The 26,959-nt window shown below is 69.8% G+C and carries 21 protein-coding genes and 2 tRNA genes; 9 read left to right on the plus strand and 14 right to left on the minus strand.

What is annotated here, in order from left to right; all coding sequences use genetic code 11:
• Window positions 1-4: 4 nt before the first annotated feature.
• Together folC and NON19_RS30060 are read right to left on the minus strand one after the other, a co-directional pair.
• A complete protein-coding gene (gene folC / locus NON19_RS30055) occupies window positions 5-1,519 on the minus strand; it encodes a bifunctional tetrahydrofolate synthase/dihydrofolate synthase (protein WP_308213759.1) in 1,515 nt (504 codons plus the stop codon).
• Between the two features lie 91 nt (window positions 1,520-1,610).
• Window positions 1,611-4,235: a valine--tRNA ligase gene (locus tag NON19_RS30060; RefSeq protein ID WP_255932341.1), complete on the minus strand. Its 2,625-nt coding sequence runs from the start codon at window positions 4,233-4,235 to the stop codon at window positions 1,611-1,613.
• Between the two features lie 1,008 nt (window positions 4,236-5,243).
• Between NON19_RS30060 and NON19_RS30065 the strand changes: the two genes are divergently transcribed.
• The gene (locus NON19_RS30065; RefSeq protein ID WP_255932321.1) at window positions 5,244-6,074 is read left to right on the plus strand and encodes a hypothetical protein; all 831 of its coding nucleotides are present in this window, start codon (window positions 5,244-5,246) and stop codon (window positions 6,072-6,074) included.
• Between the two features lie 182 nt (window positions 6,075-6,256).
• Complete coding sequence (locus NON19_RS30070) at window positions 6,257-6,502, plus strand: DUF7848 domain-containing protein (protein WP_255932322.1); 246 nt, start codon at window positions 6,257-6,259, stop codon at window positions 6,500-6,502.
• On the opposite strand, the gene NON19_RS30075 is transcribed toward NON19_RS30070, so the two are convergent.
• Window positions 6,486-7,463 (minus strand): Lrp/AsnC family transcriptional regulator, encoded by a 978-nt coding sequence (locus NON19_RS30075; protein ID WP_255932323.1) that lies wholly within the window; start codon window positions 7,461-7,463, stop codon window positions 6,486-6,488. The two genes, NON19_RS30070 and NON19_RS30075, sit on opposite strands and share 17 nt — an antisense overlap.
• Window positions 7,464-7,613: 150 nt before the next feature.
• Here NON19_RS30075 and NON19_RS30080 point away from each other — a divergent pair, with 150 nt between their 5' ends.
• Entirely contained in the window at window positions 7,614-8,645 is a 1,032-nt protein-coding gene (locus NON19_RS30080; protein ID WP_255932324.1) for an MDR family NADP-dependent oxidoreductase, read from the plus strand.
• 111 nt (window positions 8,646-8,756) lie between these two features.
• Here NON19_RS30080 and clpX read toward each other — a convergent pair whose 3' ends face one another.
• The 5 genes from clpX to NON19_RS30105 all read right to left on the minus strand — a co-directional run bounded on the left by clpX (window position 8,757) and on the right by NON19_RS30105 (window position 13,494).
• Complete coding sequence (clpX, locus tag NON19_RS30085) at window positions 8,757-10,049, minus strand: ATP-dependent Clp protease ATP-binding subunit ClpX (RefSeq protein ID WP_255932325.1); 1,293 nt, start codon at window positions 10,047-10,049, stop codon at window positions 8,757-8,759.
• A 150-nt stretch (window positions 10,050-10,199) separates the two neighbouring features.
• Entirely contained in the window at window positions 10,200-10,871 is a 672-nt protein-coding gene (locus NON19_RS30090; RefSeq protein ID WP_303654506.1) for an ATP-dependent Clp protease proteolytic subunit, read from the minus strand.
• A gap of 76 nt (window positions 10,872-10,947) precedes the next feature.
• Window positions 10,948-11,550: an ATP-dependent Clp protease proteolytic subunit gene (locus tag NON19_RS30095; RefSeq protein ID WP_255932326.1), complete on the minus strand. Its 603-nt coding sequence runs from the start codon at window positions 11,548-11,550 to the stop codon at window positions 10,948-10,950.
• A gap of 320 nt (window positions 11,551-11,870) precedes the next feature.
• A complete protein-coding gene (gene tig / locus NON19_RS30100) occupies window positions 11,871-13,259 on the minus strand; it encodes a trigger factor (RefSeq protein ID WP_255932327.1) in 1,389 nt (462 codons plus the stop codon).
• A gap of 158 nt (window positions 13,260-13,417) precedes the next feature.
• Window positions 13,418-13,494, minus strand: a tRNA-Pro gene (locus NON19_RS30105).
• A gap of 117 nt (window positions 13,495-13,611) precedes the next feature.
• On the opposite strand from NON19_RS30105, the gene NON19_RS30110 reads away from it, so the two are divergent.
• A tRNA-Gly gene (locus NON19_RS30110) sits at window positions 13,612-13,682 on the plus strand.
• A 121-nt stretch (window positions 13,683-13,803) separates the two neighbouring features.
• Here NON19_RS30110 and NON19_RS30115 read toward each other — a convergent pair.
• Window positions 13,804-13,998, minus strand: coding sequence for a hypothetical protein (locus NON19_RS30115; protein ID WP_255932328.1), 195 nt, complete (start codon window positions 13,996-13,998; stop codon window positions 13,804-13,806).
• Window positions 13,999-14,175: 177 nt separating this feature from the next.
• Window positions 14,176-15,291, minus strand: coding sequence for a SpoIIE family protein phosphatase (locus tag NON19_RS30120; protein WP_308213760.1), 1,116 nt, complete (start codon window positions 15,289-15,291; stop codon window positions 14,176-14,178).
• Window positions 15,292-15,707: 416 nt separating this feature from the next.
• On the opposite strand from NON19_RS30120, the gene NON19_RS30125 reads away from it, so the two are divergent.
• The gene (locus tag NON19_RS30125) at window positions 15,708-16,937 is read left to right on the plus strand and encodes a GNAT family N-acetyltransferase (protein WP_255932329.1); all 1,230 of its coding nucleotides are present in this window, start codon (window positions 15,708-15,710) and stop codon (window positions 16,935-16,937) included.
• A gap of 30 nt (window positions 16,938-16,967) precedes the next feature.
• On the opposite strand, the gene NON19_RS30130 is transcribed toward NON19_RS30125, so the two are convergent.
• Together NON19_RS30130 and NON19_RS30135 are read right to left on the minus strand one after the other, a co-directional pair.
• Complete coding sequence (locus tag NON19_RS30130) at window positions 16,968-17,777, minus strand: Fpg/Nei family DNA glycosylase (protein ID WP_255932330.1); 810 nt, start codon at window positions 17,775-17,777, stop codon at window positions 16,968-16,970.
• Window positions 17,778-17,784: 7 nt separating this feature from the next.
• Window positions 17,785-18,273, minus strand: a complete 489-nt coding sequence (locus NON19_RS30135; protein ID WP_255932331.1) for a ribose-5-phosphate isomerase — start codon at window positions 18,271-18,273, stop codon at window positions 17,785-17,787.
• 220 nt (window positions 18,274-18,493) lie between these two features.
• Here NON19_RS30135 and NON19_RS30140 point away from each other — a divergent pair, with 220 nt between their 5' ends.
• Complete coding sequence (locus NON19_RS30140; RefSeq protein ID WP_255932332.1) at window positions 18,494-19,954, plus strand: amino acid permease; 1,461 nt, start codon at window positions 18,494-18,496, stop codon at window positions 19,952-19,954.
• Between the two features lie 84 nt (window positions 19,955-20,038).
• Here NON19_RS30140 and NON19_RS30145 read toward each other — a convergent pair whose 3' ends face one another.
• Complete coding sequence (locus NON19_RS30145; protein WP_255932333.1) at window positions 20,039-20,635, minus strand: biotin transporter BioY; 597 nt, start codon at window positions 20,633-20,635, stop codon at window positions 20,039-20,041.
• A gap of 481 nt (window positions 20,636-21,116) precedes the next feature.
• Here NON19_RS30145 and NON19_RS30150 point away from each other — a divergent pair, with 481 nt between their 5' ends.
• Window positions 21,117-22,520 (plus strand): amino acid permease, encoded by a 1,404-nt coding sequence (locus NON19_RS30150; RefSeq protein ID WP_255932334.1) that lies wholly within the window; start codon window positions 21,117-21,119, stop codon window positions 22,518-22,520.
• Between the two features lie 140 nt (window positions 22,521-22,660).
• Entirely contained in the window at window positions 22,661-23,299 is a 639-nt protein-coding gene (locus tag NON19_RS30155) for a superoxide dismutase (protein WP_255932335.1), read from the plus strand.
• A gap of 129 nt (window positions 23,300-23,428) precedes the next feature.
• Here NON19_RS30155 and NON19_RS30160 read toward each other — a convergent pair whose 3' ends face one another.
• Window positions 23,429-24,073: a mycothiol-dependent nitroreductase Rv2466c family protein gene (locus NON19_RS30160; protein WP_255932336.1), complete on the minus strand. Its 645-nt coding sequence runs from the start codon at window positions 24,071-24,073 to the stop codon at window positions 23,429-23,431.
• Between the two features lie 186 nt (window positions 24,074-24,259).
• On the opposite strand from NON19_RS30160, the gene pepN reads away from it, so the two are divergent.
• Entirely contained in the window at window positions 24,260-26,797 is a 2,538-nt protein-coding gene (gene pepN, locus NON19_RS30165) for an aminopeptidase N (RefSeq protein ID WP_255932337.1), read from the plus strand.
• The last annotated feature ends 162 nt before the right edge of the window (window positions 26,798-26,959 follow it).

Consider the following 26,959-nt stretch of genomic DNA (forward strand, 5'->3'; position numbering starts at 1 on the left):
GCCCTCACTTCCGGCCCAGCAGCAGCCGGGCCTCTCCCACGGTGATCACGGAACCGGCCACCAGCACGCCCGCACCGGCGTACTCGCCCTCTTCCTCGGCCAGCGTGATGGCCGCCTCCAGCGCGTCGTCCAGCCGCGGCTCGACCTGTACCCGCTCGGACCCGAAGACCTCGACCGCGATGGCCGCCAGCTCGTCCACGTCCATGGAGCGGTGGCTCGAGTTCCGGGTCACCACCACCTCGGCGAAGATCGGCTCGAACGCCTCCAGCAGCCCGCGCACGTCCTTGTCCGCGCTCGGGCCGATCACTCCGACCAGATGAGTGAAGCCGAAGGCCTCCTGGACCGCCTCGGCCGTGGCCTGCGCGCCCGCCGGGTTGTGCGCGGCGTCCAGCACCACCGTGGGGCTGCGGCGCACCACCTCAAGGCGGCCCGGCGAGGTGACCGAGGCGAACGCGCCGCGCACCGTGTCGATGTCCAGCGGGCGGGCGGCCCTGGTGGAGCCGACGCCGAAGAACGCCTCGACCGCGGCGAGCGCGACCGCTGCGTTGTGCGCCTGGTGGGCACCGTGCAGCGGCAGGAAGACCTGCTCGTACTCACCGCCGAGCCCGCGCAGCGTCAGCATCTGTCCGCCGACCGCGACCTCCCGGGACGTCACCCCGAACTCCATGCCCTCCCGGGCCACCGTGGCGTCCACCTCGACCGCGCGCTTGAGCAGCACCTGGGCCGCGTCCACCGGCTGCTGGGCCAGCACCGCGGTGGCGTCCTTCTTGATGATCCCGGCCTTCTCCCCGGCGATCTCGCCGGGCGTCCCGCCGAGCCGGTCGGTGTGGTCGAGCGCTATCGGGGTGACCACGGCGACCGAGCCGTCCACCACGTTGGTGGCGTCCCAGCTGCCGCCCATGCCGACCTCCACGACCGCCACGTCGACCGGCGCGTCCGCGAAGGCCGCGTACGCCATGCCCGTGAGCACCTCGAAGAACGACATCCGGTGCGGCTGGGAGCCGTCCACCATCTCGACGTACGGCTTGATGTCCTGGTACGTGGCGATGAACCGTTCCACCGAGATCGGCGCGCCGTCCAGGCTGATCCGCTCGGTCACCGATTGCACGTGCGGGCTGGTGTAGCGGCCGGTCCGCAGCTCGAAGGCGCGCAGCAGCGTCTCGATCATGCGGGCGGTGCTGGTCTTGCCGTTGGTGCCGGTGATGTGGATCGACGGGTAGGAGTGCTGGGGCTGGCCGAGGATGTCCATCAGCGCGGTCATCCGGTCCAGCGACGGCTCCAGCTTCGTCTCCGGCCAGCGGCCCGCCAGCTCGGCCTCCACCTCGCGCAGCGCCTGCGCCTCCTCCGGCGTCCTCGGGCCCGCGGGCGCGTCGTCCTGCGGGGTCGGCGGGACCTGTGCGCGCAGCGTCCGGCTTCCGGCCTCGATCACGGCAAGGTCGGGGTCCCGCTCGGTCTCGTTCGCCACGATCTCGTCGAATTCGTCCGGGCCTGGGGCATCGTTTCGGGGGCGCTCGCTCACGGTGACCAGTCTACGGAGGGGCACTGACAGAAACGGTCAAGGCCCCCGGGCGTCCGCTCGGGGGCCTTGACCGTCAACTGCCCGGGGGCGCTCAGGCCTCCGGCAGGTTCTTCAACTGGGCGCCGATACGGGCGATATCGACTTCCGCGGCCTCCCGTCGCGCCCGGATCTTGTCCACCACGTGGTCCGGCGCCTTGGCCAGGAATGCCTCGTTGCCCAGCTTCGCGGTGGCCTGCGCCAGCTCCTTCTCGGCGGCGGCCAGGTCCTTGGTGAGCCGCTTGCGCTCCGCCGCGAAGTCGATCGCCCCGGACAGGTCCAGCGCCACCGTGGCGCCCGCGACCGGCAGCGAGGCGGTGGCGTGGAAGCCCTCGCCCGCGGGCTGCAGCCGCAGCAGCGAGCGGATGGCGTCCTCGTGCGGCGCCAGCGGCGTGCCGTCCAGGTCGAGCCGGGCCGGGACCCGCTGGCCGGGCTGCAGGCCCTGGTCGGAGCGGAACCGGCGGACCTCGGTGATCACCTGCTGGAGCGTGGCGATCTCCTGTTCGGCGGCCTGGTCGCGGAAGCCGCTGTCGCTCGGCCAGTCGGCGATGACCAGCGACTCACCGCCGGTCAGCGAGGTCCACAGCGTCTCGGTGACGAACGGGACCACCGGGTGCAGCAGCCGCAGCGTGACGTCCAGGACCTCGCCCAGCACCCGGCGCGAGACGCCTGCGGCCTCGCCGCCCGCCGCGAACGTGGTCTTGACCAGCTCCACGTACCAGTCGAAGACCTCGTCCCAGGCGAAGTGGAACAGGGTGTCGGAGAGCTTGGCGAACTGGTAGTCGTCGTAGTACGCGTCCACCTCGGCGACGACCGAGTTCAGCCGGGACAGGATCCACCGGTCGGTCGCCGACAGCCGCTCCGCGGGCGGCAGTTCGCCCTGGACGGTGGCACCGTTCATCAGCGCGAAGCGGGTCGCGTTCCAGATCTTGTTGGCGAAGTTGCGGGAGCCCTGCACCCAGTCCTCGCCGATCGGCACGTCCACACCGGGGTTGGCGCCGCGGGCCAGGGTGAAGCGGACCGCGTCGGAGCCGTATGCGTCCATCCAGTCCAGCGGGTTGACCGCGTTGCCGAAGGACTTCGACATCTTCTTGCCGAACTGGTCGCGGACCATGCCGTGCAGCACGATGGTGCGGAACGGCGGGGTGCCGTCCATCGCGTACAGGCCGAACATCATCATCCGGGCGACCCAGAAGAACAGGATGTCGTAGCCGGTGACCAGCGCGGAGTTCGGGTAGAACTTCGCCAGGCTCTCGGTCCGCTCCGGCCAGCCGAGCGTGGAGAACGGCCACAGGCCGGAGGAGAACCAGGTGTCGAGCACATCGGTGTCCTGGTGCCAGCCGTCACCGGTCGGCGGTTCCTCGTCCGGTCCGACGCAGACCACCTCGCCGTTGGGCCCGTACCAGACCGGAATGCGGTGGCCCCACCACAACTGCCGTGAGATGCACCAGTCGTGGAGGTTGTCCACCCAGCCGAAGTAGCGGGACTCCATCTCCTTCGGGTGGATCGTCACCCGCCCGTCGCGCACCGCGTCACCGGCGGCCTTCGCCAGCGGGCCGACCTTGACCCACCACTGCAGCGACAGCCGCGGCTCGATGGTGGTCTTGCAGCGCGAGCAGTGCCCGACGGAGTGGGTGTACGGGCGCTTCTCGGCGACGATCCGGCCCTCGGCGCGCAGCGCGCCGACGATCGCCGAGCGGGCCTCGAAGCGGTCCAGGCCCTGGAAGGGGCCGTGCGCGGTGATGATGCCGTGCTCGTCCAGCACGTTCAGCGACGGCAGGTCGTGCCGCTGGCCGATCTCGAAGTCGTTGGGGTCGTGGGCCGGGGTGACCTTGACCGCGCCGGTGCCGAACTCGGGGTCGACATGGGCGTCGGCGACGACCGGGATCCGGCGGCCGGTCAGCGGCAGCTCGATCTCCCGGCCGACCAGGTGCCGGTAGCGCTCGTCGTCGGGGTGGACGGCGACCGCGGTGTCGCCCAGCATCGTCTCGGCGCGGGTGGTGGCCACGACGATGGCGTCGTCACCGTCGCCGTACTTGATCGAGACCAGCTCGCCGTCGTCGTCCTGGTACTCCACCTCGATGTCCGAGATGGCGGTCAGACAGCGCGGGCACCAGTTGATGATGCGCTCGGCGCGGTAGATCAGTCCGTCGTCGTAGAGCTTCTTGAAGATCGTCTGGACGGCCTGGGAGAGGCCCTCGTCCATGGTGAACCGCTCGCGCGACCAGTCCACACCGTCGCCGAGGCGGCGCATCTGGCCGGAGATCTGCCCGCCGGACTCGGCCTTCCACTGCCACACCCGCTCGACGAACGCCTCGCGGCCCAGGTCGTGGCGGGACTTGCCCTCCTTGGCCAGCTCCCGCTCGACCACGTTCTGGGTGGCGATACCGGCGTGGTCCATGCCCGGCTGCCACAGCGTCTCGTAGCCCTGCATCCGCTTGCGGCGGGTCAGCGCGTCGATCAGCGTGTGCTCGAAGGCGTGCCCGAGGTGCAGGCTGCCGGTGACGTTCGGCGGCGGGATGACGATGGTGTACGGCTGCTTGTCGCTCTTGGCGTCCGCCTCGAAGTAACCTCGCTCTACCCAGCGCTCGTACAGCTTCCCCTCTACCTCGGCCGGGACGTACTGGGTCGGCAGGTTGTCAGGGCTGCTGCTGGCCCCGTCTCGGGGGCGCGGGTTCATGTCGGTCACGCGGCAATTCTAGGGGCGGCACGGCCTGGTCTCCGAACGGCTTTCGTCCGGTAACGGCGTGCTCGCAGCCCCGCGCTGCTGGCCCTGCTCGGTGTGACCCGGACGCGGTCGGCCTGAACCCTCTGCTGACCGGGATCAACAAGCTGAACGACGCTCGGGCCGAGTGGGGGTGACACAGCCGTTAGGGTCACCGCGAGCAGGGGCGTGTCCCCTTGAATGTGTGAAACAGGAGCCAGTGTGGCCGGTACGCCGATAGTCACCACCTTCGTCACCACACCGGCCATGGTGCTTCGCTCGTACCGGGCGTGTGCTCGGCGGAGGTACGTCCAGTACCGCACTCAGGGCCCGGACCGGTCCACGTCGCGGACGTGGGCGACGTTTCGGAGCGTCTCGCGCGTCGGTGACTTCTGGGTGCTGCGCGTGTCACCGCAGATGGCCATGGGCTTGCCGGTCGCGGCTTTGAACGAACAGCAGACAACCGCGTTCCTCACGCTGCTCCAGGAGAAGGGGCTCGACCGAACGATGCCCGCCTCGGCGCCCGGCGCGGGCCAGCCCTGTACACGGTATATGCGTGGGTGACCACGGTGCGGTCGGTTCGCCGAGAGGTGCAGGCCGCGCTTGCGGCCCGCATAGCCGCCTCGGACGGCAGTGCCGCATAACGAGCCGCCACGAGGACGCGCTGCCCTTCCGCTCCGTGCCGCACCTGGCGCCCCTCGGCGCCGAGGGACGCGAGCGCTGCGGACGTCGGCCGAAACTCACCGCCGACCAGGCCGCGCTCGCCCAAGGGCCCTACGACGAGCGGCAGAAGAGAGGGTGCCCCGCCGCCCCGAGAAGAACGCAGCTATGAAGTCCTGAAAACTACCGGTGAGTTACTTGTTCACTGGTGTCCGGACTGGGACTGCGAGGCCGTAACAGGACGGCACCCCGGCTTTTGACGTGCTCATGGGATGAGGAAGGATGTGGCGCTCATACGACAGTTAACGGGAGGACGCAAAACCCATGAGCTTCAACCAGCCACCGCCGAACCCGTACGGCCAGCAGCCCGGCCCGCAGCCCGGCTACGGCTACCCCCAGCAGGGCGGCGTCCCCCCGCAGCCCGGGCAGCAGCCCACCAACCCGTACGGCCAGCCCCCGACCAACGCGCCCTACGGCGTCCCGCAGCAGGCCGCCCCCAACCCCTACGGCCAGCAGCCCGGTTGGGGCGCCCAGGTCCCGCCGCCCCCGCCGGTCAAGAAGAGCAACGCGGGCAAGGTCATAGGCATCCTCGCCGCCGTCGTGGTCGTGGCGGGCGCGGGCATCGCCTTCGCCGTCATGGGCAGCGGCGGCGGCCTCTCAGGCGGCGGCGACTACAAGCTGACGACGCCGGACACGGTGCTGGACGGGAAGTACAGCAAGGACACGGCACAGTCGTCGCAGATGACGAGCCACATGGACTCGTCGGTCAACGACTCGGGCATCTCGGGCGGCCAGACTGCTGGCGCGGTCTGGAAGGCCAGCAAGGACGGGGTGATCCTCAGCGGTGCGTACGGCGATGTCTCCGACCCGAGTGCCGCCGTCGACAAGGTGATCTCCGAAGGGCTCAAGGGCGCCACCACCACGAAGCAGACCCCGTCCGGCTTCGACGGCACGGTCATGAAGTGCGGTCAGCAGAGCGAAGGCCTCGCGTCGATGCCCTTCTGTGTCTGGGGCGACAGCAGCACCGTCGCCATAGCCATGTGGATGCCCAACGTCGATCCGACCAATCCCACCAGCCTTCCGACAGCTCCGTCGGTCTCCGACTGGGCGCAGACCACGGCGAAGCTGCGCAACGAGGTGCGGGTCAAGAAGTAGCGCACAACCGATGTGTGTACGGGGCGTCCTCCTGCAAGGGCGCCCCTTACACAGGCTGACTACCGCTGGGCCAAGGAGCAGGCCTCATAGGCATCGCCGTTACGAACGCCCAGGCCGACAAGGGTGGAGCTGCAGGCCGCCCAACCCCCCGCGCTGCCGAAGAGTCCCTGTTGGGCGCCTCGGTGGCACGCGACCGACACTCGCGGGCAGCCGTCTACCGCTACGTCCCCCACACCATCCGTCACGTCCCCGAAGGGGGCGCCGTCTGCGAGGCGTTCTGCGTCGCACGCGGCTGCGGCGCGGAGTCCGGGCCCCAGGGGGATCCGTGCGCCGTACTGGACTGGTGCCTGCGGCACACCGGCCGCACCGGGCACGACCCGTTCAGGCGGGCGTTCAGCGACCACGCCAGGGTCACGCGCGACGGTTGAGCGCTGGAAGCGGTCCAGCCGCCTTCACGGTACGCAGCACCGGGGCCGTCTCCAGGGTGTGGATCGCCTCCAGGGTGCCCAGGCGGTGGATGAGGTAATCGTGCAGGGCGGCCGGGGTGGGGCACAGGGCGTGGGCCAGGAGGTTGGTGGGGCCGGTTGTGGCGGCCACGTAGGCCAGTTCGGGGTGTTGGGACAAGGTGGTGGCCACGTGGTCCAAGTGGGCGGGGGTCACCGACATCCACAGCAGCGCCTGCGTGCTGGCGCCCAGCAGCGTGTCGTTGAACTCGACGTCGAAGAAGATCGCGCCGCTCGCCTGAAGGTCGGTCAGGCGACGGGCGACGGTCGCCGGTGACCAGCCGGTGGCCGCGGCGAGTTCCGCGTGGCTGGCGCGGCCGTCGCGGTGCAGGGCGGCCAGCAGGGGGCCGTCGGACTCGGTCAAGGGCCTGCCCTGGCGGGTCAACGGGTGGGGAGTCGAGCGGAGTTGGCGCTGCTGGCGGTCGTCCAGGGCGCCCAGGTGGCCGCGCCAGGCGGTGGGGCCACCGAGGTAGGTGTGCAGCACATAGTGGGCGCTCACCGCTGTGATGCCCGCGGTGCGCGGGATGTCGCCGAGCAGCAGCGTGTGGCCGCTGGCCGCGCCGGTGGGGGTGTGCACGATCGACAGGATCTCGGTGCCGCCCGAGGCGAGCTTCACCCAGGAGGTGTCGGAGCGGCGGGCCAGGGCGTGCGCCAGGTCCTGGGCTGCGCGCGGGCTGGCGGTGAGCCGCACGATCCACTGTGCCTGGTCGGCGCGGTCGGGGTCGGCGAGCGCCACTACCCGCAGCGACGCCCCGGCGCTCAGCCGCCGATAGCGCCGCGCCACGGTCTGCGTCGACACCCCGAGCACCTCGGCGATCCGGGCGAACGGCGCCCGGCCGTCGATGTGCAAGGCGTGGATCAGACCCCGGTCCACCTCGTCCAGCATGGATATTTCCCTTACCTGTTTGGGTTTGGATGGAAGGAATTCGCTAAGCACACGGTTCTCATGGAATCAGGTCCGTCCGCCGTTCCACGCTGGCCCACGACCCACGTGGCCTCTTCTACACGTGGCCTCTTCTAAGGAACGGAAGGACCCATGGCCCTCCCCCACACCCACCGCAGCATCCGCCTGGCCGCCCGCCCGGACGGTCTGCCCACACCCGAGCACTTCACCGTCGCCGAGGCTCCGCTGCCGAACCCGGCAGCAGGCGAGGCGCTGATCCGCAACCGCTACTTCCGGGTGTCCGCGTCCCTCCGGATGATGATCAGCGGCGGCGTGCGGGACGTCGACGGCGTCCCGTTCCCCGTGGTGCGCCCCGGCGAGACCCCGTTCGAGGAGACGATCGGCGAAGTGGTCACCGCGCCGGAGGGCAGCGGGCTGCTCCCCGGCGATCTGGTCACCCACTGGCACGGCTGGCGTGAGTACGCGGCCGTGCCCGCCGCCCAGTGCACCCCGCTGGACGGCACGCTGCCGGACCCGGTGGCCCATCTGTCGCACGCCTGGACCGCGTACGCCGCACTGCGCTGGGGCGCCGAAGTCCGGCCCAGGGACACGGTGTTCGTCTCCGGCGCGACCGGGGCGATCGGCTCGATGGCCGGGCAGCTCGCCCGCCTGCTGGGCGCCGCCCGGGTGATCGGCAGCACCGGATCCCAGCAGAAGGCCGACCGTCTGGTGGCCGAGTTGGGGTACGACTCCGCCGTACTGCGCGGCGCCCGGCCGATCGCCGAGCAGTTGGCCGAAGTCGCCCCCGAGGGCATCGACGTGCTGTTCGACAACGTCGGCGGCGACCAGTTGCGGGCAGCCGTCGCGGCGGCGCGCAACGGTGCGCGCTTCGCGCTGGTCGGCGCACTGTCGGGACAGTTGGCGCCGGACGGTACCGGCACCTCGGCTCCGGTCCAGCTGGACTCGTTCCAACTGTTGCTCAAGCGGCTCGTGCTACGCGGCTTCAGCGCCGACGACGTGCCCGCCGCCGAACGCGCCAGGTGGCCGGAGAAGTTCGCGGCCTGGCTGCGCTCTGGCGACCTGTACTTCCCGCACACCCGCGTCACGGGCATCGAGCGCGCCCCGCAGGCGCTCTGCGAGGTGATCGAGGGACGGCACCTGGGCACCGTCGTCGTGGAGCTATGAGCCACCGCCCGTAAGACGAGAAGTAAGGGACGCCCGCCATGGCGAGTGCCCCTTACACGCCGGAGGGCCGCCCCGAGGGGCGGCCCCACACATCAAGCCCGGCGGCGAGCGCTACGCGCTCTTCTCGTGCCGCTCCCCCGCCTCGCCGCCGCGCGTGCTGCGCGGCACCAGGGTGGGGTTCACGTTCGAGTGAACGACCTCCTCGGTGATGACGACCCGGGCCACGTCCTTGCGGGACGGCACCTCGTACATCACCGACTGCAGCACCTCTTCCATGATGGCGCGCAGGCCCCGCGCCCCGGTGCCGCGCAGGATCGCCTGGTCGGCGATGGCCTCCAGCGCTGGGCGGTCGAACTCCAGCTCCACACCGTCGAGTTCGAAGAGTCGTTGGTACTGCTTCACCAGGGCGTTACGCGGCTCCACCAGGATCTTCAGCAGCGCCTCGCGGTCGAGGTTGTGCACGCTGGTGATCACCGGCAGACGGCCGATGAACTCCGGGATCATCCCGAACTTCACCAGGTCCTCCGGCATGATGTCGGCGAACTGGTCGACCTGGTCGAGCTCCCGCTTGGAGCGGATGGTCGCGCCGAAGCCGATGCCCTTGGCGCCCGCCCGGGCCTCGATGATCTTCTCCAGCCCCGCGAACGCGCCGCCGACGATGAACAGCACGTTGGTGGTGTCGATCTGGATGAACTCCTGGTGCGGGTGCTTGCGGCCGCCCTGCGGCGGCACCGAGGCGGTGGTCCCCTCCAGGATCTTCAGCAGCGCCTGCTGGACGCCCTCACCTGACACATCACGAGTAATGGACGGGTTCTCGCTCTTGCGCGCGACCTTGTCGATCTCGTCGATGTAGATGATCCCGGTCTCGGCCTTCTTGACGTCGTAGTCGGCCGCCTGGATCAGCTTGAGCAGGATGTTCTCGACGTCCTCGCCCACGTATCCGGCCTCGGTGAGCGCGGTGGCGTCCGCGATGGCGAACGGGACGTTCAGCATCCGGGCCAGGGTCTGGGCCAGCAGCGTCTTGCCGGAGCCGGTGGGGCCGAGCAGCAGGATGTTCGACTTGGCCAGCTCGATGCCGTCGTCATGGCCTCTGCCGCCGCCGTTCTCGCCCGCCTGCACCCGCTTGTAGTGGTTGTAGACCGCGACCGACAGCGCCTTCTTCGCGGGCTCCTGGCCGACGACGTAGCCCTCAAGGAACTCGTAGATCTCGCGCGGCTTGGGCAGGTCCTCCCACCGCACCTCGGAGGACTCGGCGAGCTCCTCCTCGATGATCTCGTTGCACAGGTCGATGCACTCGTCGCAGATGTACACACCAGGCCCTGCGATGAGCTTCTTCACCTGCTTCTGACTCTTACCGCAAAACGAGCACTTGAGCAGATCGCCGCCATCACCGATGCGTGCCACGAGGTGCTTCCCCTTCGCCTGGGATCCGCCTTGTTCAACGGAGCCTGGTGCCTAATCTCCGACGGTACCTTGCCGGACCCCTCGTGTGGGCCCCCCTTGGGCCGACTCGTCCTGCCGACCCAAGGGGTTGATGGTGCCGTCGGGCCTGTCTCAGGCCGAGACCGCGGCCTTGCGGGACGATGTGATCTGGTCCACGAAACCGAAGGACAGCGCGTCCTCGGCGGTGAGGATCTTGTCGCGCTCGATGTCCTCACGGATCTGCTCCGAGGAGCGGCTGGAGTGCTTGGCCAGCATTTCCTCCATCTGGGTGCGCATCCGCGTGATCTCGTTGGCCTGGATCTCCAGGTCAGAGATCTGCGCCCGGCCGGTCTCGGTGTACGGCTGGTGGATCAGCACCCGGGCGTTGGGCAGCGCCATCCGCTTGCCGGGCGTACCGGCGGCGAGCAGCACGGCCGCGGCGGAGGCCGCCTGGCCGAGGCAGACCGTCTGGATGTCCGGCTTGACGAACTGCATGGTGTCGTAGATCGCCGTCATCGCGGTGAACGAACCGCCGGGCGAGTTGATGTAGATCGAGATGTCCCGGTCCGGGTCCATCGACTCCAGGCACAGCAGCTGCGCCATCACGTCGTTGGCGGAGGCGTCGTCGATCTGCACACCGAGGAAGATCACCCGCTCCTCGAACAGCTTGGCGTACGGGTCGTACTCGCGCACGCCCTGCGAGGTGCGCTCCACGAAGCGCGGCACGATGTAACGGGACTCCGCGCCGAGCGAGCGGCGGGCGTCCAGGCCCTCCTGGAGGGCGAGCGGGTTCGGGGTGTTCATGATGGGGTTCACCGTCCTGAGGGGTGAGCGGGGAGGGGAAGCGTAACCGGGTGGCCGCAGGTGCTGCGGAGCGGCCTCACGCGCCGGTGCCGCCGCCACCGGGGACGTCCGCGGCGGTGCTCATGACCTCGTCGATCAGGCCGTACTCCTTGGCCTCGTATGCGGTGAACCAGCGGTCGCGGTCCGCGTCGCGGTTGATCGTCTCGACGGTCTGGCCGGTGTGCGCGGCGGTGAGCTGCTCCATCCGCTTCTTGGTACGCAGCAGCTGCTCCGCCTGGATCTTGATGTCGGAGGCGGAGCCGCCCAGCCCGGCCGAGCCCTGATGCATCAGGATGTCGGCGTTCGGCAGGGCGAAGCGCTTGCCGGGGGTGCCCGCGGTGAGCAGGAACTGGCCCATGGAGGCGGCCAGGCCCATCGCGATCGTCACCACGTCGTTCTTGATGTACTGCATGGTGTCGTAGATCGCGAAACCGGCGGTCACGGAACCGCCCGGCGAGTTGATGTAGAGGTAGATGTCCTTGGTCGGGTCCGCGGCGAGCAGCAGCATCTGCGCGCAGATCCGGTTGGCGATGTCGTCGTCTACCGCCTGGCCGAGGAAGATGATGCGTTCGTCGAGCAGTCGGCTGTAGACCGCGTCACCCAGGCCCGGGCCGCCGGTCGGCGTGCTGGCGGTGGGCATCAGAAGTCCAGGCGTCTGAATCTGCGGAGTCGTCACGTATCCACCTGCTCGTTGTCGGACGGCGACGCGCCGTCTTCGCGTCTTCTCGTAGGGCGCGGGGGTGCGTTGCCGAGCTGACTCCAGCGCCGTCAAGGGACTCCCCTGCCCTCGTTACTACGGACCCTAACGCGCAGGTCGGGCCCAGCAATCCCTCACGCGAAACTGTTCGCTGTGAGCGCAGGCAACCCCGAAAGCGATCGCGCTGTGGCCGGAAAACGAACGCACCCGGACGCTCCTTGGCGTCCGGGTGCGCTGTCATGCTCCTGCTACTGCGGCCGGGATCAGTCCTCGGACTTCTCCTCGGCGGCGGCCTCGGGGGCCTCCTCGGCGGCGGCCTCGACGGTCTCGCCGTCCTCGTCCTCGTCGTCCAGGTCGACGGTCTCACCGTTGCTGTCGACGACCTTGGCGGCCTCGACCACCAGGGCCAGCGCCTTGCCGCGGGCGACCTCGCCGACCAGCATCGGCACCTGGCCGCCCTCGACGACCGCCTGGGCGAACTGGTCCGGGCTCATGCCGGAGGTGGCGGCACGGCGCATGAGGTGCTCGGTGAGCTCCTCCTGGTTGACCGAGAGCTGCTCCTTGGAGACCAGCTCATCCAGCACGAACTGGGTCTTGATGCCCTTGGTCGCCTGCTTCTCCAGCTCGGCGTCGTACTCCTCGGCGGTCTTGCCCTCGCGCTCCAGGAAGCTGTCCCAGTTCAGCCCCATCATCGGGAACTGGTGGTGCTCCAGGTTGTGCTTGCGGGTCTCGACCTCGTCCTTGAGGAGCTTCTCCGGGATCGGCACCTCGATCAGGTCCAGCAGGGCGTCCAGCACCTTCTCCTGGGCCTGGGTGGCCTGGTCGTACTTCTTCATCCGCTCAAGGCGCTTGCGGCTGTCGGCGCGCAGCTCCTCAAGGGTGTCGAACTCGCTCGCCAGCTGGGCGAAGTCGTCGTCCAGCGCGGGCAGCTCACGAGCCTGCACGGCGGTGACGTCGACCTTGACCTCGGCCTCCCTGCCGGCCGCCGAGCCGCCCTTGAGCTCGGAGGTGAAGGTGGCGGAGCCGCCGGCCTCCAGGCCGGTGACGGCCTCGTCGATGCCGTCCAGCAGCTGGCCGGAGCCGATGGTGTAGGTGACACCCTTGGCGACGCCGTCCTCCAGGACCTCGCCGTCGACCTTGGCCTCCAGGTCGATGGTGACCACGTCGCCCTCGGCTGCGGCGCGCTCGACCGGGGTGGTGGAGGCGAAGCGGTCACGCAGCTGCTCGACCGACTTGTCGACGTCCTCGTCGGACACCTCGACGGCGTCGACGGTGACCTCAATGCCGGAGAAGTCCGGGATCTCGATGGTCGGGCGGACGTCCACCTCGGCGGTGAACTTCAGCTGCTCGTTGTCGTTGAACTCGGTGATGTCGATCTCGGGCTGACCGAGGACGTTCAGCTCACCCTCGTTGACCGCCTCCGTGTAGAACTTCGGCAGCGCGTCGTTGATGGCCTCTTCGAGCACCGCGCCCCGGCCGAACCGCTGGTCGATGATGCGCGCGGGGATCTTGCCCTTGCGGAATCCCGGCACCGTGACCTGCTGGTTGATCTTCTTGTACGCCGCGTCGAGGCTGGGCTTGAGCTCCTCGAAGGGCACCTCGACGGTGAGTCGAACCCGGGTCGGGTTCAGAGTCTCCACGGCGCTCTTCACGGTTGGGTCTCCTTGGGCTGACAGTCAGGGGCTTTACGTGGCCGACGAGACGTACTTCCCGGGGTCCTCGCCCCTACGTCGCCCCGTATACAGGGCCAACTCGCATAGTACCGGTACGAGCGGCACGACTGTCCCACGCCGGGGACCTTTCGAACAAATGGTCGGGGTGGCGGGATTTGAACCCACGGCCTTCCGCTCCCAAAGCGGACGCGCTACCAAGCTGCGCCACACCCCGTTTCAGTGCGACACGTAGCGTACATGGCTCCGCACGTCCCGGCTGCCAATTAATTCGGCTGGCGACAGGGGCCGAGTCGACCAGCTACGATGCGGTGTGCCAGAATGACTGGCCGTTGCGGGCGTAGCTCAATGGTAGAGCCCCAGTCTTCCAAACTGGCTACGCGGGTTCGATTCCCGTCGCCCGCTCTGTACGAGTCCGGCCCGGCCGGAGGGAGCGCTCCCTCCGGCCGGGCCGGTTCGTTTTTCACGCCACAGTGTTACGCCGTCGTGTGCGCCCCGTTCCGCATGGTTGCGTCGTTCGTCACGTTCACAGCCTTATCTGGTTGATGGTGTTGGCCAGCGAGTCCAGGAACCGGTGGATGTCGGGCGCCAACCCGGTGGAGGCGAGGAAGAAGCCGAACAGTATGGCCACGATGGCCGGTCCGCCCTTGAGCGTCCCTCCTCGCAACATCACGAACAAGACGATCGCCAACACCACGACCACGGAAAGGGAGATGGCCACAACGGATCACTTCCTCGCTCACTACGGCCTACGCCACGCCGGTACGGGGGTGCGCCACCGCCACTTCTCCCCCGCGCCGTCCCATCGTGCCATCAACCCGCCGTCGCGTGGACCCGCCACGGGGGCGCGTGTCACTGACCGGACGTCAACGCGCTGACTAGTCACGGCAGATGCTGACTAGTCACGGCAGATGATCAGCAGCGCCCGGTCGTCGTTGACGTCCTTGGCGACCGCGTCTATCAACCGCCAGGCGGCGCCCCGGAATCCGTGCGCCACCAGGCGCTCCGCCTCGCCGATCAACCGGTCGATGCCCTCGGCCAGGTCGCGCCCGGACGCCTCCACCAGCCCGTCGGTGAACAGCATCAGCACGTCACCGGAGTTCAACGTGCCCTTCACGCCGTCGAATTCGGCGCCCTCGACGACCCCGAGCATCATGCCGTCGGCGGCCTTCTCCTCCCATCGCCCGGTGCCCGCGCACAGTTGCATTCCGGGCAGGTGCCCGGCGGACAGCAGCTCGTAGTCCCCGGTCTCCAGGTCGAGTACGAGGTGGACGGAGGTGGCGAACCCCTCGTCCCAGTCCTGGCGCAGCAGATAGCCGTTGGCGGCGGCGAGGAACTGGTGCGGCGGCAGCGAGCCGAGCAGCCCGCCGAACGCCCCGGACAACAGCAGCGCCCGCGAACCGGCGTCCATGCCCTTGCCGGACACATCGGTCAGCACCGCCTCCAGCACCTGCCCGCCGCCGGTGCGGGTGGCGACCACGAAGTCCCCGGAGAAGGACTGGCCACCGGCCGGGCGCAGCGCCATCTCGGCGTGCCAGCCGTCCGGCAGCTCCGGCAGCTGGCTCTGCACCCGGATGCGCTCGCGCAGGTCGAACAGCATCGTGCCGCCGCGCCGCCAGGGCACCCCGACCCGGCTGCGGAACTGGGCGATCATCAGCCCGGCGAACGCGACCGCGCTCACCACCAGCACGGTGCCCGGTGTGACGGTGCGCGACGCGCCGGGGTGGTACGGGCCGAGCACCGCGTCCTCGGCCACCAGGGCGGTGGCCGCGGCGGCGTAGAGCAGCAGCAGGCTGGCCGGGCGCAGCAGCAGGCCGCCCAGCAGGACCGGGAAGACCAGCGCGGTCGGCGGACACCAGTCGGGCACGACGGTGGTGGCCCAGGCGAGGGCGGGAACGGTGAGCAGCAGGGCGACCAGCGGCAGCCAGTCGGAGCCGTCGCCCCGGAAGTAGTCGACGGCGGACTTGCGCAGCAGGGTGCGGCCCCGGTGCAGCGCCCTGCGCGCCCGGGCCACGACTGACTCACCGGCGCGTCCGCCACCGCGGCGCGGCGTGGGGATGCCCACCCTCCGCGTGCCCGGCGCGGAGCGTTCCGCGTCCCTGGTCTCGATACCGTCTCCCTCCCGCCCGCGCCTGGCCCGCGGCACGGGAGACGGCTCGACGTCCGGCCGCGCGGGGGTGTCTTCCGCGCTCCTGGTCTCGATACCGTCGCCCACGGCCACCCGGCTCCCGTGGCGCCGTACGCGCCGTCACTCGTCCTCCGTTCTCGGTGACCCTATCCACCCATTCGGCGGCGCGTCGATTCGCGACTCGCCGTATATCGGTCGGGCACGGCGCGTCGAGCGATCGTTTCCGGCCGGGCTGGGACGGCTCGCCCGGGGTCCCGGTAATTCGTTCGCCCGTACCGCGGTGGCGCTGCTAGGCAGGGGCCATGACGGTTGAGTTACGGGTGCTTGAGTCGGGACAGTGGGACGACTGGTACGGCGAGCTGGAGCGGGCGTTCGGCGGGGTGCGGGAGTCCGCCGAGGAGCGCGCCCTTTGGCGTGATCTGACCGAATACGAGCGTTCGCTGGCGGCCTGGGACGGCGAGGAGCTGGTGGGCACAACCGGAGCGTTCTCATTCCGGTTGTCGGTGCCGGGTGGTTCGCTGGTTCCAACGGCCGGGGTCACCTGTGTCGGTGTGCGGTCGACGCACCGGCGGCGCGGTGTGCTCACGGCGATGATGCGGCGGCAGTTGGACGACGTGCGGGGATGGGGGGAGCCACTGGCGGTCTTGGGGGCCTCGGAGCCGCCGATCTACGGGCGGTTCGGATACGGGCTGGCCACCGAGCGGTTGCGGATGGAGATCGACTCGGTCCGGGTGCGGCTGGCGGCCGTCTCGGGGGCGGACGAGGTGCGGCTGCGGCTGGTGCCGCCGGGCGCGGGCAGCGCGGCGTGCGAGGCGGTGTACGCGCGCCGGGTGGCCGGGCGCCCGGGGATGCTGGCGCGGCAACCGGGCTGGGAGCGGCTGCCGTTGCTCGATCCGCCGTCGGAGCGGCGCGGCGCCGGGGAGCAGCAGTGCGTACTGGCCGAGCGGGATGGGGAGGTGATCGGCTATGCCCGCTTCTGCGTGAAGCCGGACTGGGACGAGGCCGGGCCGAAGGGTTCGGTGCTGGTACGGGATGTCGAGGCGCTGGATCCGGCCGGTTATGCGGCGTTGTGGCGCTATCTGTTCGGCGTTGACCTGACTTCCACGGTCACGGCGAGCAATCGCCCTGCGGACGACCCGGTGTTGCACCTGGTCTCCGACATACGGCGGTGCCGGGTGCGGGTGCGCGACGGGATGTTCCTGCGCCTGGTGGACGTGGGCAGGGCGCTGGCCGCGCGGACGTACGCGGCGCCGGTGGATGTGGTGTTCGCGGTCGAGGACGCCTTCTGCCCCTGGAACGAGGGGAGTTGGCGGCTGAGCGGCGACCAGAAGGGCGCGGTGTGCGAACGCACGACGGATGCGCCCGATCTGTCGCTGTCGGTTCGGGAGTTGGCCTCGGCGTACCTGGGCGGCTTCAGCCTCACCGCCTTGGCGGCCGCCGGGCGGGTGCGGGAGCTGCGGCCCGGGGCGTTAACCGAGGCTGCCTCGGCCTTCGGCCATGAGGTCGCGCCATGGTTGCCGCACGGCTTCTAGACGGCGGGGCCGCGCCCCCATCAGAACCCCCTACCGCGTCTGGCAGCCCGGGCACCAGAAGAGGTTGCGGTTGGCCAGTTCCGCGGTGCGGACCTGCGTACCGCAGATGAGGCACGGAAGCTGGTGCCGTCGATAGACGTAGACCTCGCCGCCGTGGTCGTCCACGCGGGGCGGGCGCCCCATCGCCTCGGGGGTGTGTTCCGGGCGGACGGTGTCAATGCGGTTGTTCCGTACGCCCTCCCGCATCAGCGCGACCAGGTCGGCCCAGATCGCGTCCCATTCGGCCCGGCTCAGATCGCGCCCGGCCCGGTACGGATCGATGCCGTGCCGGAAGAGGACCTCGGCCCGGTAGACGTTGCCGACGCCCGCGACCACCTTCTGGTCCATCAACAGCGCGGCGACCGAGCTGCGGCTCCGGGATATCCGCCGCCAGGCCGGTTCGTGGTCGGTGCCGGGGCGCAGCGGGTCGGGGCCGAGGCGGTCGTGTATCGCCTGCTTCTCGCCGTCGGTGATCAGCTCGCAGGCCGTGGGGCCGCGCAGGTCCGCGTAGCCCTCCCGGTTGGCGAGCCGCAGCCGTACGGTGTCCGCCGCGCCGGGCGCGGGCCCGGTGCCGAAGGCGTACTTACCGAACAGCCCCAGGTGGACATGGACCCACCGCTCCGGGCCGAACCCCAGGAAGAGGTGCTTGCCGTGCGCCTCGGCGCGCTCCAGTACCTGTCCGTCGAGCAGCGCCGCGCCGTCGGCGAACTTGCCCTGCGGACTGCTGACCGATACGGCCCGGCCGCCGAACCTCGCTTGGTGGTCGGCGGCCAGTCGGTGGATGGTGTGCCCTTCGGGCATGCCGCGCTCAGTCCTGCCGCGGGTGGTGCGCCGGGATCTCCGGAAGCTTTCCGGTCAGCTCGTAGGAGCTGAGCATGTCGATCCGGCGGATGTGCCGTTCGCCCTCGGAGAACGGGGTGCCCAGGAAGACCTCGACGAAACGGGTGGCCTGCTCCTCGGAGTGCATCCGCGCCCCGATGCTGATCACGTTGGCGTTGTTGTGCTCGCGGCCGAGGCTGGCGGTCTCCTCGCTCCAGGCGAGTGCGGCGCGCACGCCCTTGACCTTGTTGGCGGCGATCGCCTCGCCGTTGCCCGAACCGCCGATCACGATGCCGAAGCTGCCGGAGTCCTGGGCCGTGCGCTCCGCGGCGCGCAGGCAGAACGGCGGGTAGTCGTCCTGGGCGTCGTAGATGTGCGGACCGCAGTCCACCGGCTCGTGGCCGTTGGCCTTGAGCCACTCGACGAGATGGTTCTTCAGTTCGTAACCGGCATGATCGGAGCCGAGGTACACGCGCATGCGCAGAGTCTGCCACGTGGGTACCCGCTCCTCTGTTTCCGGGGCCGCGCGCCTGCGTTTTCGGGGTTACTTGCCCCCTGCCGCCTGCGTTTCGGGTGGCGAATCTCACACTGGGCCCCTGAACCCATTGATGCAACGATTCGGACACAGCTGTTCCGTTTCAGCCGAAGTCTGGGGTTGCATGCGGAAGCTCGCGAACCGAGAGACGAGGGACACGTCAATGAGTGCGCAACCGCCCTTCACGACGGAGGACGCAAGGACCGGCAACTCCGGTCCGGCTTCCGCCGCCGCCACCGCCTACGGCCATGAGGCGGCCGGTCACGGCCTACAGGCAGGGCTGAAGAACCGACATCTGTCGATGATCGCCATCGGTGGCGTGATCGGCGCTGGCCTGTTCGTAGGCTCCGGCGCGGGCATCGCCGCCGCCGGTCCCGCCATCCTGCTGTCGTACGCGCTGGTGGGCGCGCTCGTCGTCATGGTGATGCGGATGCTGGGCGAGATGGCCGCGGCCAACCCGGTCTCCGGCTCCTTCTCGGCGTACGCGGACCGGGCGCTGGGCCGCTGGGCGGGCTTCAGCATCGGCTGGCTGTACTGGTTCTTCTGGGTCGTGGTGCTCGCGGTCGAGGCGATGGCCGGTGCGGGGATCCTGAACAGCTGGATGCCCGCTGTGCCGACCTGGGGCTGGGCGCTGATCGTGATGATCGTGCTCACCGCCACCAACCTGTTCTCGGTCGGCTCCTACGGTGAGTTCGAGTTCTGGTTCGCCGGTATCAAGGTGGTCGCGATCGCCGCGTTCATCGTGGTCGGCGGTCTGGCGGTCTTCGGTGTGCTGCCGGGCACCCACGACCACGCGGTGGGCCTGACCAACCTCACCGGCCAGGGCGGCTTCCTGCCGAAGGGGCCGGGCGCCATCCTCACCGGTGTGCTGATGGTGGTCTTCTCCTTCATGGGCAGCGAGATCGTCACCCTGGCCGCCGGTGAGTCGACCGACCCGCGCAAGGCGGTGGTCAAGGCCACCAACAGCGTGATCTGGCGGATCGCGGTGTTCTACCTGGGCTCGATCCTGATCGTCGTCTCGCTGCTGCCGTGGAACTCCCCCGAGGTCGCCAAGAGCCCGTACGTCGCGGTGCTCAACCACGTCGGCATTCCGCACGCCGGTGAGCTGATGAACGTGATCGTGCTGACCGCGGTGCTCTCCTGCCTCAACTCCGGTCTGTACACGGCGTCCCGGATGGCGTTCTCGCTCAGCGAGCGGGGCGACGCGCCGCGTTCGTTCAGCCGGACCACCTCGCGCGGTGTGCCCGCGACGGCGATCCTGGCCTCGGTCGTCTTCGGCTTCATCGCGGTCTACTTCGACTACCAGTACCCGAAGACCATCTTCCAGTTCCTGCTCAACTCCTCTGGTGCGGTGGCCCTGTTCGTCTGGCTGGTGATCTGCTTCTCGCAGCTGCGGATGCGCAAGATCGTCGAACGGGAGTCGCCGGAGCGGCTGTCGGTGAAGATGTGGGCCTACCCGTATCTGACGTGGGTGACGATCGGCATGATCGTGTTCGTCATCGGCTACATGCTGACCGACCCCAGCGGGCGTGACCAGGTGCTGATGTCGGTCCTGGCGGCGGCCGTCGTGCTGGCGGTGGCGTTCATCCGCGGCAAGGGGCGCGGAGCGCTGGACAAGCGCTGAGGTTCCGCGGGGGCTCCGCCCCCGCCCCGCGAACACGAGAGGGGCCCAGGGGTGCAACCCCCGGGCCCCTCTTCGGCTTTCGCCCTAGCGGCGAGCGGCCAGCTTCCAGGCCGTGGGCAGCAGGCCCATCGCCAGCGCCGCCTTGAGGGCGTCGCCGATCAGGTACGGCGTGCAGCCCAGGGCGAGGGCCTGGCCGAGGGACAAGTGCGCGGCGACGGCGAGGTACGGCACGCCCACCGCGTAGATGATCGCCTCGCCGACCAGCATCGCAGCGGCCGTCCGCCACACCCCGCGGTCCGCGCCGCGCCGGGCCAGCGCGCCGACCGCCGCCGAGGCGAGCACCATGCCCAGGATGTAGCCGAAGGTCACCAGCCCCGCCCCGTGCGCGCCGCCCGCGAACCACGGCACCCCGGCCACGCCCGCCACCGCGTATAGCGCCAGCGAGAGCACCGCGCGGCGGGTGCCCAGCGCGGTGCCCACCAGCAGCGCGGCGAACGTCTGCCCTGTGACCGGCACCGGCGAGCCCGGAACCGGTATCGCGACCTGCGCGGCCAGGCCGGTGAGCGCCGCGCCGCCGAGGACCAGGGCCGCGTCGCGCAGCCGGACGCGGGTGGCGGTGGAGGCGGGCAGCAGGTCGGCCAGGACCTGCTGCGGGCGGACGGGGGCGGCTGCGAGGCTCATCGGGTTCTCCCGCGTGACGAAGGGCCGTTAGGACACCGTGACCGTAACCCAGCGCCGTGCAGCGCAACACGGTGAGCGAGAGACAAAGGCTTGTTCCCAGCCGTAGTCGGTTCCACACAAAGCGCGAGGACACAACGCGAGCCGCCGTGACGCTGGTCACTGGGGCGGTCATCGAAGATGACCCGCTTTGCGACCCGGCACACGCCGCGGGGAGACTGTGGAGTCCCCCCAACTGATCCGAGAGTCAGCAGCACCATGCGCCGCCGCCACCGGTGTGGTGCTGGTGGCCGCCGCGGTACGCGAGTGGCGCGGTCGAAGCGGCAAACGCGATGCACGGCACAATCCACGCATAGCTGACGAGTAATCGGTCACGTTGCGTTAACGAACCGTCCGGATGGCGAACGCGTCGTTGTTGTGACCGGTACTCCCCCGCACACTGTGGCGATCCGTACCTCTCTCACACCCCTGGACGATCACGCCAATGAATCGGACACCCTCCCCGATAGCCGATGCCGCACCCTCCGTGGCCGACTCGGAACCGAGCCTCGGCCACGGGCTGAAGCAGCGCCATCTGTCGATGATCGCCCTCGGCGGGGTCATCGGCGCCGGGCTGTTCGTCGGCTCCGGGGCGGGCATCGCCGCGGCGGGCCCGTCCATCGTGCTGGCCTATGCGCTCTCCGGCGTGCTGGTCATGCTGATGATGCGGATGCTGGGCGAGATGTCCGCCGCCAACCCGGCCTCCGGTTCCTTCTCGGTGCACGCCGAGCGGTCCATCGGCCCCTGGGCGGGGTTCACCGCCGGGTGGATGTTCTGGGTCCTGCTGTGCGTGGGTGTGGCGGCCGAGGCGATCGGCGCGGCCGGGATCATGGCCAACTGGTTCCCGGGCGTTCCCTCGTGGCTGTGGGTGGCCGTCTTCATGGCGGTGTTCTGCGGTACGAACCTGGCGGCGGTGAAGAACTTCGGGGAGTTCGAGTTCTGGTTCGCCGCGCTGAAGGTCGGCGCGATCTCCCTCTTCCTCATCCTGGGCGTGCTGGCCATCTTCGGACTGCTGCCGGGCACGCACGCGGTGGGCACCGCCAACCTGACCGGCCAGGGCGGCTTCCTGCCCAAGGGCTCGAACGGCCTGGTGGTCGGCCTGCTCGCCTCGGTGTTCGCCTACGGCGGGCTGGAGACGGTGACCATCGCGGCGGCCGAGTCGCAGGACCCGGTCAAGAGCGTGGGCCAGGCGGTGCGCACCGCGATGTGGCGCATCGCGCTGTTCTACATCGGCTCGATGCTGGTGATCGTCACCCTGATCCCGTGGAACGACGGTTCGTTGACCAAGCACGGCCCGTACGTCGCGGTGCTCGACCGCATCGGGGTGCCGGGCGCGGGCCAGGTGATGAACGTGGTCATCCTGGTCGCCCTGCTCTCCGCGATGAACGCCAACATCTACGGCTCCTCGCGGATGGCGTACTCGCTGGTGGCGCGCGGCCAGGGGCCGCGGCTGCTGGGCCGGTTGAACGGTGGCGTGCCGCGGCTGGCGGTGCTGGCCTCCTCCGGGTTCGGCTTCCTCGCCGTGCTGTTCAGCTACTGGTGGCCGACCACCGTGTTCGCCTGGCTGCTCAACATCGTGGGCGCGGCGGTGCTGGTGGTGTGGGCGTTCATCGCGGTGGCGCAGCTGCGGATGCGGCGCCGACTGGAGCGTGAGGCGCCGCAGCGGCTGGTGGTGCGGATGTGGGCGTTCCCGTATCTGACCTGGGTGGCACTGCTGGGCATCGGTGCGGTGCTGGTGCTGATGGCCCGGCAGCCGGACACCCGGGTGCAGTTGTACTTCACCGGCGGGGCGACCGTCGTCCTGGCGGCCATCGGCTACCTGCGCCAACTGGCGGCCAAGCGCGACTGACATCGCCGTAGCCACAACGTATCCATAACGCGACTGGAGGGTCGGGCCGTTGGGCCCGGCCCTCCAGTGCGTTCGGGTCTGCTGCTGGTAGCCTGCAATTGCGAATGACTTGCAATAAGCCGCAGCCGGAGGACCCGCGCATGTCCACGTACACCCTTCCTGAACTCCCTTATGACTACGCCGCGTTGGAGCCGGTCATCAGCGCAGAGATCATCGAGCTGCACCACGACAAGCACCACGCCGCGTATGTGAAGGGCGCCAACGACACCCTGGAGCAGCTCGCCGAGGCCAGGGAGAAGGACGCCTGGGGAGCGATCAACGGCCTGGAGAAGAACCTGGCGTTCCACCTGTCCGGGCACATCCTGCACAGCATCTACTGGCAGAACATGACCGGCGACGGTGGTGGCGAACCGCTGGAGAAGGACGGCACCGGCGAGCTGGCCGACGCCATCGCCGAGCACTTCGGCGGATTCGCCCGGTTCAAGGCCCAGTTGTCGAAGGCCGCGGCGACCACACAGGGCTCTGGCTGGGGCGTGCTCGCCTACGAGCCGGTCAGCGGGCGGCTGATCGTCGAGCAGGTCTACGACCACCAGGGCAACGTCGGCCAGGGCAGCGTTCCGCTGCTGGTCTTCGACGCCTGGGAGCACGCCTTCTACCTGCAGTACCGCAACCAGAAGGTGGACTTCATCGAGGCTATGTGGCGGGTGGTCAACTGGCAGGATGTCAACGCCCGTTACCTCAAGGCCAAGCGGCTGCCCGGCGGGCTGCTCGTTCCGTGAAGGCCGTCCCCACGGGCGGAAGGCCCCCGCGCGGTGGTGTCGCGCGGGGGCCTTCCCTTACCCAAGGAGCCTTACCCGAGGGGCCGTGCCCGTGGGGGCGGTACGGCGGAGCGGGTGATAGCGGCCGGGTCAGTCGAAGATCGGCCCGACCGTCCGGGTGCGCTTGATCTCGTAGAAACCAGGCGTCGAGGCCACCATCAGCGTGCCGTCCCACAGCCTGGCCGCCGCCTCGCCCTTGGGAGCCGGGGTCATCACCGGGCCGAAGAACGCCACCTGCTGGCCGTCCGCGCCCGGCACCGCGATCACCGGCGTGCCGACATCCTCGCCGACCAGGCTGATGCCCGACTGGTGCGAGGCGCGCAGCTCGGTGTCGTAGGCGTCGCTGTCCGCGGCGTCCGCCAGGTCCGCGGGCAGCCCGGCCTCCTCCAGCGCGGCGACGATCGTCTCCCGGGTCCTGGGCAGGCCCTGGTTGTGGATCCGGGTGCCCAGCGCGGTGTAGAGCCCACCGAGCACCTCGCTGCCGTGCTTCTGCTCGGCGGCGATGCAGACCCGTACCGGACCCCAGGCGGTGGTCAGCAGTTCGCGGTACCGCTCGGGCAGCGATTCCTTGTCCTTGTTCTCGTTGAGCACGGCAAGGCTCATCACATGCCAGCGCACGCTCACCGGGCGTACCTTCTCGACCTCCAGCATCCAGCGCGAGGTAATCCACGCCCACGGGCACACCGGGTCGAACCAGAAATCCGCCGGGATCTTGTCGGTTTCCGTCGTCGTCACAGCCTCTCCCAAGGTCGTTCGATAAGAAACGACACGTCGGGGGCTGAAACGCTGGTGATCGCGCGCTAATTCCCGGTCAATGCAGCGCGTGTCACCTCCGCCACCACATGCGATGATGCGACTTCGGCCGCACCGGCGCAGGGGCCGGTGGACGCGGCGGACGAGCCACGAGACGAAGGAGTCACCGTGCCCGGCGAGAACCTGACCCGAGACGAGGCCCGCGAGCGGGCCGCACTGATCGCGGTGGACGGGTACGAGGTGTCGCTCGACCTACGGTCCGCCGCGCAGCCGCGGCAGGACACCTTCCGCTCGGTGACCACGATCCGGTTCCGCTGCGCACGGCCGGGCGCCGCCACCTTCGTGGACCTGGTCGCCCCCTCGGTCAGCTCGGTGCGGCTCAACGGGCGCGAGCTGGACCCCTCGGTGGTCTTCGACGGCACCCGGATCGCGCTGGACGGCCTGGCCGAGACCAACGAGCTGGTGGTCGACGCGGCCTGCGCGTACAGCCGCACCGGCGAGGGACTGCACCGCTTCGTCGACCCCGAGGACGGCGAGGTCTACCTCTACACCCAGTACGAACCGGCCGACGCCCGGCGGGTCTTCGCCAACTTCGAGCAGCCGGACCTCAAGGCGCGGTTCCGCTTCACGGTGACCGCCCCCGAGGGGTGGACGGTGTGGAGCAACGGAGCGCGGCAGTCCCACGACGGCGGCGTGTGGCGGTTCGCGCAGACCGCGCCCATCTCGACGTACATCACCTGCGTGGTCGCGGGCCCGTACCACTACGTGACGGACACCTACCGGCGCGGCGACCTGGAGATCCCGCTGGGCGCGATGTGCCGCAGGTCGCTCGCCAAGCACTTCGACGCCGACGACATCTTCACCGTCACCAGGCAGGGCCTGGACTTCTTCCACGACCACTTCGACTACCCGTATCCGTTCGGCAAGTACGACCAGGCGTTCGTGCCGGAGTACAACATCGGCGCGATGGAGAACCCCGGACTGGTCACCTTCCGTGAGGAGTTCGTCTTCCGGGGCAAGGTGACCCAGGCGTCCTACGAGAGCCGGGCCAACGTCATCCTGCACGAAATGGCACACATGTGGTTCGGCGACCTGGTCACCATGGAGTGGTGGGACGACCTTTGGCTCAAGGAGTCGTTCGCCGACTTCATGGGGGCCTTCTCGCTGGTGGAGGCGACCCGGTTCGGCAACGGCTGGATCACCTTCGCCAACCGGCGCAAGGCATGGGCCTACCGGGCGGACCAACTGCCCTCCACCCACCCGATCACCGCCGACATCCACGACCTGGAGGACGCCAAGCTCAACTTCGACGGGATCACCTACTCCAAGGGCGCGAGCGTGCTCAAGCAACTCGTCGCCTACGTCGGCCAGGACGCCTTCCTGGAGGGCGCCCGGCGCTACTTCAAGCGGCACGCGTTCGGCAACACCCGGCTGGCGGACCTGTTGTCGGTGCTGGAGGAGACCTCCGGCCGGGACATGGCCGAATGGTCGCGGGTGTGGCTGCAGACCGCGGGCGTCAACTCCCTCACGCCGCAGGTGATATGCGGTACGGACGGGCGCGTCGAGGAGCTGGCGGTGCTCCAGGAGGGCGCGCCGCTGCGCCCGCACCGGGTGGCGGTCGGGCTCTACCGGTGCGGCGCGGACGGCTCGCTGCGACGGTACGCACGGGTGGAGGCGGATGTCTCCGGTGAGCGGACGGTGGTCGGCGAGCTGGCCGGGGCGGAGCGGCCGGACCTGGTGCTGGTGAACGACGACGACCTCACGTACTGCAAGTCCCGTTTCGACGAGCGGTCGTTGGACACCCTGCGCGGTCACCTGGGCGACCTCACCGATCCGATGGCCCGGGCGCTGTCCTGGTCGGCGGTGTGGAACCTGACCCGGGACGGGCTGCTGCCCGCCCAGGACTACGTGCGGCTGGTGCTGGACTTCGCCGGGCGGGAGACCGACATCGGCGTGCTGCAGATGCTGCACACCTGGGCGCAGACCGCGCTCGACCACTATGCGGCGCCCGCATGGCGCGCGGAGGGCGGCCGGGCGCTGGCCGCCGGTGCGCTACGGGAGCTGCGGGCGGCCGAGCCGGGCAGCGGGCACCAGCTGGCGTGGGCCCGGTTCTTCGCCGCGACGGCCTCGGCTCCGGACGAACTGCGGCTGCTGCGCGGGCTGTTGGACGGCACGGAGGTGGTCGAGGGCCTTGAGGTGGACCAGGAGCTGCGCTGGGCGTTCCTGCTGCCACTGGCCGCGCACGGTGCGGCGCAGGAGGCGGACATCGCGGCCGAGCTGGCCCGCGACAACACCGCTTCCGGCAAGCGGCACCAGGTGCGGTGCCTGGCCGCACGGCCGTCGGCCGAGGTGAAGGCGGAGGCCTGGCGGCAGGTGGTGGAGTCCGACGAGTTGTCCAACGCCTTTGTGGAAGCGGTGATTTCGGGCTTCGCCCAGGCCAACCAGCGGGAGCTGCTGGCGCCGTACGCGGCGAAGTACTTCGGCGCGCTCGAACGGGTGTGGTCCGAGCGCTCGATCGAGATCGGTATGGCCATCGTCCGCGGCCTCTACCCCATACTGCAGGCCACCCAGCAGACCGCCGACACCACGGCCGTCTGGCTGACCACCCACCCCAACGCGGCCCCCGCGCTACGCCGCCTGATCCAGGAATCCCACTCCGACCTGACCCGAGCCCTCCACGCCCAGGAGACTTCCAGCCGGGGGTAAGCGGGTTGTGACCAGGAGGAGTTGAAACCACCGGCTCCCGCCGCGGGGGTTGCGCACCGCCGCGGGGGTTGCGCACCACCGCGGCGGAAAGAATCTCCCGACCGGACATGCACCGGGAGTCCGGGACGCAGCCCCCCGGGTTCTGGAGCAACCCGCCGGGGT

Origin of the sequence: Streptantibioticus rubrisoli, from assembly GCF_024436055.1 — a bacterium.
GTDB classification, from domain to species: Bacteria; Actinomycetota; Actinomycetes; order Streptomycetales; family Streptomycetaceae; genus Streptantibioticus_A; species Streptantibioticus_A rubrisoli.